At 65.6% G+C, this 7,855-nt stretch carries 5 protein-coding genes and 1 pseudogene; all 6 read right to left on the bottom strand.

What is annotated here, in order from left to right; translation table 11 throughout:
- On the bottom strand, nucleotides 1-3,116 hold a 3,116-nt coding region (locus Q7J58_RS13655; RefSeq protein ID WP_304828953.1), incomplete at its 3' end, for an LAGLIDADG family homing endonuclease.
- 389 nt (nucleotides 3,117-3,505) lie between these two features.
- Nucleotides 3,506-4,780: a nitronate monooxygenase family protein gene (locus Q7J58_RS13650; protein WP_304828950.1), complete on the bottom strand. Its 1,275-nt coding sequence runs from the start codon at nucleotides 4,778-4,780 to the stop codon at nucleotides 3,506-3,508.
- A 123-nt stretch (nucleotides 4,781-4,903) separates the two neighbouring features.
- Entirely contained in the window at nucleotides 4,904-5,737 is an 834-nt protein-coding gene (locus tag Q7J58_RS13645; RefSeq protein ID WP_304828947.1) for a peptidylprolyl isomerase, read from the bottom strand.
- 16 nt (nucleotides 5,738-5,753) lie between these two features.
- Nucleotides 5,754-6,482, bottom strand: a complete 729-nt coding sequence (gene narI / locus Q7J58_RS13640; protein ID WP_304828944.1) for a respiratory nitrate reductase subunit gamma — start codon at nucleotides 6,480-6,482, stop codon at nucleotides 5,754-5,756.
- Entirely contained in the window at nucleotides 6,479-7,180 is a 702-nt protein-coding gene (gene narJ, locus Q7J58_RS13635; protein ID WP_304828941.1) for a nitrate reductase molybdenum cofactor assembly chaperone, read from the bottom strand. Before narJ ends, narI begins: the two co-directional genes overlap by 4 nt.
- 1 nt (nucleotide 7,181) lies before the next feature.
- Nucleotides 7,182-7,855 (bottom strand): annotated as a pseudogene (gene narH, locus Q7J58_RS13630) (nitrate reductase subunit beta); the annotation flags it as partial.

Here is a 7,855-nt window from a genome sequence, read left to right as displayed (position 1 = left end):
ACGCCGTCGGCCGCAGGCACCGGCAGGAACGAGACCACGATGTACAGCGTCTTGTGGCCCTCTTGCGTCCAGTACTCCACCTTGTCGGCCACCGCCGAGAGCGCGCCTTTGGGGCGGCTCTCGATCACGGTGCGCATGGGGTCCACCGGTGCGGGGGCAGACGCCGCAGCGGCGGCGGCCGCGTCACTGGCCGCACTGCCGGTGTCGAGCACCGAGCCCAGAATGCTGTTGGGCCGGTAGGTGGCCAGGCCCTTGAGGTGGGCGCGCCAGGCCTGCTGGTACAGGCCCTTGAAGTCTTCGTAGGGGTAGTCGGCTTCGACGTTCACCGTCTTGGAAATGGCGGTGTCCACAAACGGCTGCACCGCTTCCATCATGGCAATGTGGTCGCCCGCGCTCATGGCCAGCGCATTCACGAAATACTCGGGCAACTGGTCCACGTTGCCGCCGAGTTCGCGGTACAGGCGCCAGGCGTGGTCTTCCACCGCGTACTCGCTGGTGCTGCCGTCGGACTCGCGCTTTTTGCGGCGGTACATCCACGAGAACGGCGGCTCGATGCCGTTGGAGGCGTTGTCGGCAAAGGCCAGGCTGACCGTGCCGGTGGGCGCGATGGACAGCAGGTGGCTGTTGCGGATGCCGTGTTTGCGAATCTGCTTTTGCAGCGCGGCCGGCAGGCGGCTGGCAAAAGTGCCGGCGGCCAGGTAGTCGTCCACCACCAGCTTGGGGAAGGCGCCTTTTTCTTGCGCCAGACCCACCGAGGCGGCGTAGGCGGCGTCGCGCATGCGCTCGGCAATTTGTGCGGCCATGGCGCGGCCCTCGTCGCGGTCGTAGCGCACGCACAGCATGGCCAGGGTGTTGCCCATGCCGGTAAAGCCCACGCCAATGCGGCGCTTGGCGGCCGACTCTTCGCGCTGCTGGGGCAGCGGCCAGAAGGTCACATCCAGCACATTGTCGAGCGCACGTACCTGGGTGGTCACGGCTTGTTCGAAGGCTTCAAAGTCGAACGACGGCAGGCCACCAAAGCCAAACGGGTTGCGCACGAAGCGCGTGAGAATGACCGGGCCGAGGTCGCAGCAGCCGTAGGGCGGAAGGGGTTGCTCACCGCATTGCCCAGTGACCAGACCGTTGAATATGACCGTGTTGCCATCGGCTTGGGTGGTGTCGAACACCGCAGCGCGGCCGATGTGAACAATCTCGGCGATCCGGCTGGTGGCGGGCTGGGTTTTGCGCAGCACCTTGTCGGCCACCCAGGCGCGGTATTTTTCGGTCTTGTAGTCCAGCAGAAAACCGACCTCGTCCATGAAGCGCTCGCGCGACTGGCCGTCAATGATCAGCTCGTACTGGGCCTGGCATTCGTAGGGGCTGAGGCCGCCCTTGCCGTTGGGCATGTCCTTGGTCTGGGCGTCGCGGCGCAAGCGCAGGCGGGCCAGGATGCCCAGGTTGGCCAGCACTACCTGCACATCCTTGAGCAAGGCGGGGTAGCTCGAACTCAGTCGGATGGAACAGCTTTGGCTGTTGCTGGACACGTTGACCGTGCCGTCGGTTTGGAACAGTGCGCGCAGATAGCCCTTCACGCAAGCCTCGCTGCCGCGCCAGACGATCTCGGGCACGCGCAGCTTGGTGTCGCGGTTGAAGCCCAGCGCAGCCAGGGCGCGCGCCAGCAAAACCGACCGAATGACCACATGGTTGCGCTCAGCCACGGCCACCGGCGCTACCTGGTACTGCCGGGCGGTGGCTGAGAGCCCCGCGGTCAAGGCGTTGACGATGCCCGTCACGCGCTCGGCCAGCACCCGTTCTTCGTTCCACAGGTTGACGCAGGCCGCATCCAATCCCTTGCCTCGGTTGGTGAAATGGCCATCGCCGGTGATCAGGCCCAGCAGCATCCCCAGTTCTTCGCTGCCCTCCTGCCCGAACTGACCTTTACCCGACTGCACCCACAGTTCATCCCCTACCGCCAGCTCAGACAGCTTGATCTTGCCGCGCGTGGTGTAGAAGTCGTGCCACGCCGTGGCTTCGATCTCGAAACCATCGTCGGTCGTGACCCGGTACACATCGGCATCGCGTGAGGTCATGAAGGCCGGCTTGGCCGGGCGCGTGGCCATGCCGGTCTCGGGGTTGGCGAGCGCACGCCCGTCCACCGTGACCTCCAAGGCCTTGCCGCTGTGGTACAGGTCGCCGATTTTCACCAGCCCGAACTGTGTGGCCAGCCGGGTGTCGGCTGTCACACATGGGTTGGTCGCCTCAATGCTTTCGCAGTAGCGCAGGTTGTTGTCGGTGCGGATCTGGTCCAGAAACAAAATGCCGGGCTCGGCGAAGTCGTAGGCCGACTTCATGACCGTGTCCCACAGCTCGCGGGCGGCGATGGTCTGGTAGACCCACAGGCCGTCGGCGCGCTGGTAGGCGCCTTTGGCGATCAGCGGGGCGCCGGGGCGGGCCTTGTGCACCAGTTCCCAGGGCTGGTCGTTGCCCAGGGCTTCCATGAAGGCGTCGGACACGCCGACCGACACGTTGAAGTTGTTCCAGCGGCCGGGGGTGCGTTTGGCGGTGATGAATTCGAGCACATCGGGGTGGTCAATGCGCAGCACGCCCATCTGGGCACCCCGGCGCGCACCGGCGCTCTCCACGGTGGAGCACGACTGGTCGAACACGTTGATGTAGCAGCACGGGCCAGACGCCATGGAGTGCGTGCCCTTGACCTCGGCGCCTTTGGGGCGGATGCGCGAAAAGTCGTAGCCGACCCCGCCGCCCCGGCGCATGGTCTCGGCGGCTTCGCGAAGCGCTTCATAAATGCCGGGGTAGCCTTCGTGGTCCACGCCCTGGATGGCGTCGCCCACGGGCTGCACGAAGCAGTTGATCAGCGTGGCCTGGATGTCGGTGCCGGCGGCGCTCATGATGCGCCCGGCGCCAATGGCACCGGCGTGCAGGTTGTCGAGGAAGCGCTGCTCCCACTCGGCGCGCACGTCTTCTTTTTCCACCGAAGCCAGGGCACGCGCCACGCGGCGGTACAGGTCTTCAATGCCGTCTTCGCCGGGTTTGAGGTATTTTTCTTTCAGCACATCGAGGCTGATGGGCTGGGTCTGGGTCAGGTCTTGCGGACGCATGGTGTTGTCGCGTTTCATATCGGGTGTTTTTTGAAGAGGCGCAAAGCCTGTCGGACGGAATGGTGGGGATCAGCGGGGTGCTCGGATGGACCTGTGTGCCACAAGGCCCATGGCGTCGAAACAGCGCAGAAAGGCCGCGCTGGCAACCGCTTGAGGCCACCAGGGCGCGCAGCCTGGGTCGGGCGAAAAGGCTGCAAGGAAGAACGCGATTATCCCTGCTGAAACCTGTTTTCGCTATCCATCCCGGTTGAGGGCCACCCCGCCCCGTGGTTTCTAATTCCATTTCCATATCAACCGTGAACGCGAAGGCGAAGCGCAGACAGTACAAACGTACGGCAAGCGAAGCCGACAAAGTGCACGGTTGATATGGAAATGGAATAAGGTGCCCGCTGGCCGGCGCCCGCGTTTCAATGGTTGGCCACGGGCGGCCGAATGCCTGCCAGCATCCACTGCAACAGGTCGTGCACCGACCGGATCTCGCGCCCGAAAGGCAGGCTTCCCGCACCCCGGAAAAACAACCCTTTGTCCGTATCGCCTTCCATGGCGTGGCCCAGTTGCTGGTCAATGCAAAACTGGCCGATGCCCACCACGCCGTCGCGCAAGCCGCAGTGGGCCAGGCAATCGAACGACATGTTGCACTTTTTCTTCACATGTGCGGCCGCCTGCAGCTTGGGTTCGATGCGGATGTACTTGTCCAGCCAGGGTGTGCGCACCGCGCGCGCCGGCAGGCCGGCCACGCTGACGAATTCCACGATGTCTTCGGGCCGCGCGTCGGCCAGCACGTGTTTGAAGGCCGGGTCGGCGTCGCATTCGGTGGTGACCGCAAAGGCGGTACCCATCTGTACCGCGCTGGCGCCCAGGCCCTGCAACCGCAAGATGTCGGCCCGGCTGCCGATGCCGCCGGCGACGATGAGCGGAATTTGGCCCTCAATGCCCGATTTTTTGAAGAATTCGAGCACCTGGGGCAGCACGGTGTCGAAATCGAAGCGCGCGTCCTGCAGGTCGGCCACCTTGGCCGCGCCCAGGTGCCCACCGGCCAGGCGGGGGTGCTCGATCACGATCGCGTCGGGCAGGCGGCCCTTTTTCTCCCATTTGCGCACCAGCAGCTGCACGCCCCGGGCGTCCGACAAAATGGGGATCAGCGCGGTTTTCGGGTGGTCTTTGGCAATGTCGGGCAGGTCCAGCGGCAGGCCGGCGCCCACCACCACGGCGTCGGCACCGCTGTGCAGCGCCTGGCGCACATAGATTTCATACGCGCTGAGCGCCTTCATCACGTTCACCGCGATCAGGCCGCGGCCCTGGGCGATGCCACGGGCGCGCTGTATTTCGCGGTCCAGCGCCACCAGGTTGGCGGCGTCGATCTGCGCCTTGGCATCGGGTTCCTTGTCCAGGTGGCCGGTCTGGGCCATCAGGTCGGGGTGCATGCGGCGCAGGTCCACCGACGAGACCGTGCCCACGCCGCCGTAGCTGGCCACGGTACCGGCCAGCTGACCGGCCGACACACCCACACCCATGCCGCCCTGCACCACCGGAATGAGTTCGCGCCCGCCCAGGCGCCAGGTGCGCAGGCCATCGCTGCGGGCCAGGGCCAGCAGCTCGGCCGCCCGCTGGGCCACCGTGGGGGCGGTCTGACCGGCGGTCGGCTGAGCCGGTATCTGTTCAAGGGGGAAGAGTCGTTCCATGGTGTTCCACATCCAGTTGCTGCGGCCCATGCCGCCGAGGGGAGGCTAACCAGCTTGCACCGTCGGCGCCTTGCGGTGCGTCAAACACAGCCGCTTCGCTGAAAAAACAGCCCAGCCAGCCGCTCACTGCACCAGCGGGGAATCGGCGCCTTCCAGCGCCAGGCCTTCCACCTGGGCCTGGCCGACCAGCAGCTGCATGTACTGGCGCAGCGCCGTGCTGCGCGATTGCAGCGCCAGCTGGGCCTGGATGCGCTCCTGCACCTGCTCGAATTCGGGCAGCCTGCCCTTGCGCCGGCCCAGCACTTCAATGATGTGCAGGCCAAAGCGGGTGTGCACCAGACGCGGGTGCACGCCCATGCCCCAGCGGCTGTCGGTCTGGAAGAAGAGCTCGTTGGCCAGTTCCGGCGCGCAGTCTTCGGGTGTCACCCAGCCCAGGTCGCCGCCTTGTGCGCTGGACGGGCAGTTGGACAGCTCGGCCGCCAGCGCCTCAAAGCGGCCCGGGGCCACGTCTTTGCGGATCAGCTCCAGCAGCGCCGCCTCGGCGCGCTGCGACAGTGCATGCACATTCACGCCAGGCGTCACGGCGAACAGGATGTGGCGCACATGCAGGGCCTGGCCCACGATGAAGCGGCCCTTGTTGGCGTCAAAGTAACGGCGGCACTCGGATTCACCCGGGTCGGGTGAGACCACGGCGGCATCCAGCAGGCCTTCAATGACGGCGCGCTGCGCGCCGTCCAGCTCGGGCGCCACCAGCCCGGTGTGGCGCGGCAGCAGGCCCGCTTTCACCGCCTGCTGGCGCAGCAGCTCGGTGTAGGCGCGCTCGCGCAGCGTGTCCGGGTCGGGTGTCTCACTTGCCTCGTGCAGGGCCATGCCGTTGATGCTGGCCACGGCGGGCTGCGCTTCACCGGCACAGGCGCAGTGGCCGCTGCCACAGCCCACGGTTGTTGCTGCGTTCATGCTGTGTGTCCTCGGGTCAATGTGAAACAGGGCGCTGTTCGGCCGGCACGCTGGACTTCAGGCCCAGCTTGCGGCTGCGCACCACCTGGTAGGGGCGGAACACGTAGGCCAGCGTGCCGAAGCCGCTCCACACATGGACCAGGCGCGAGAAGGGGAAGAGCAGGAAGATCGTCATGCCCAGCACCAGGTGCACCAGATAGACCCAGTCCAGACCGGCCAGCACGCTGGCGTCCGGACGGAAGGTGACGATGCCCTGCGCCCAGGCCGACAGCTGCAGCATCGCCTGACCATCGGAGTGGCCATAGGAGAACGGCAACGTGACGATGCCCAGCACCAGTTGCACCCAGAGGATGACCAGGATGAACAGATCGGTGCGGTGGCTGGTGAGGCGGATGCGGTCGTCAAAAATACGGCGGTGCAGCAGCAGCGTGAGGCCGATGAAGCAGATCACACCCGCCACACCGCCGGCCACCACCGCCACCATTTGCTTCTGGCCCGCCGTGATGAAAGGCTCGTAAACAAAGTGGGGCGTGAGCAAACCGACCGTGTGGCCAAAGAACAGGAACAGGATGCCGATGTGGAACAGGTTGCTGCCCCAGCGCAGCTGGCGCTTGCGCAGCAGCTGCGACGAATCGCTTTTCCAAGTGTATTGGTCGCGGTCAAAACGCGCCAGGCTGCCCATGAAGAACACCGCCAGGCAGATATAGGGAAAGACGTTGAAGAGGAAGTTGTGCAGCGTGTTCATGCCTGCGCTCCTTGAGAAGGTTGGGGTGACTTTCTGACAATGTGAATCGGCTGCGGCTGGCCGGGTTTGGCCTGCCCTTCGGTGGAGCAACCACCAAACACCTCGGGTTCGGCCCAGCTCTGATCCATTTCGGGCTCGGGCGCAATGGCCACGGCCTCGGCCTTTTCACCCGCCAGTTCCAGCACGGCGGCCAGCACGCTGGCGTAAGGGCTTTGGCGACCGGCGAGCGCGCTGAAGATCACGCGCACGATGTGCGCAATCTCGCCCATGAACTCACGCGCCTGCGGCGGTGGCTGGGTGGAGGCAAATTCCAGCACCACCGGCAAATAATCGGGCAACTCGCTGGTGCCCAGAAACAGACCCGCTTTTTCATAGGTCTGAATCAGGTCGATCATGGCGGGGCCACGGTCGCGTGAATCGCCGTGCACATGCTCAAACAGGTGCAGTGCGGTGCGGCGGCCCCGGTCGAACAGTTCGACGTATTCGGACTCCACGTCCAGCGCCGGGCTGGCGCCCAGGTGCTTGAGCAAGGCGTCCAGCTCGGCCAGCCGCGCGGCCGGCAGCGCCTTTTCGGCTTGCAGGGCTTCGCGCATGTCGGCGGTGTGGGCGCGGAACGCCGCGTCGGGGTAGCGCAGCAGGTGCGCCAGCACGCGCAGCGTGAGGCGGGCCTGGGGTGGGGATGAAGAAAACAGGGCCATGTCAGCTCTCCACCTTGATGGGAATCGTGCGCTTTTTCTCGGAGCCGAACAGGCTGGTGGTGGTCTCGCCCTCGGAGCAGCCGTTGCCGAACGTGAAGCCGCAACCGCCCTTCACGTTGAAGGTGTTTTCTGCGTACTCGCGGTGCGTGGTCGGGATCACGAAACGGTCTTCGTAGTTCGCGATCGCCATGTAGCGGTACATCTCTTCCACCTCGCGGGCGGTCAGGCCCACCTGGTCGAGCACCTCCTGGTTGACCAGGCCGTCCACGTGTTTGGTGCGCTGGTAGGAGCGCATGGCCAGCATGCGTTCCAGGGCGCGCACCACCGGGCCGGTGTCGCCGGCGGTCAGCAGGTTGGCCAGGTACTTCACCGGAATGCGCAGTTGCGACACGTCCGGAATCTCGCCGTTCTGGCTCAGCATGCCGGCGTTGGCCGAGGCTGTGATGGGCGAAAGCGGTGGCACGTACCAGACCATGGGCAGCGTGCGGTACTCGGGGTGCAGTGGCAGGGCCACCTTCCACTCCACCGCCATCTTGTAGACCGGGCTCTGGCGGGCCGCGGCCATCCAGGCGTCGGGAATGCCGTCGATGCGGGCCTGCTCGATCACCTTCGGGTCGTTCGGGTCCAGGAACAGGTCGAGCTGGGCCTGGTACAGGTCGATCTCGTTGGGCGTGC

This window comes from Hydrogenophaga sp. (assembly GCF_030656115.1).
Lineage (GTDB): Bacteria > Pseudomonadota > Gammaproteobacteria > Burkholderiales > Burkholderiaceae_C > Hydrogenophaga.
This window is presented reverse-complemented; position numbering and strand designations above follow the sequence as displayed.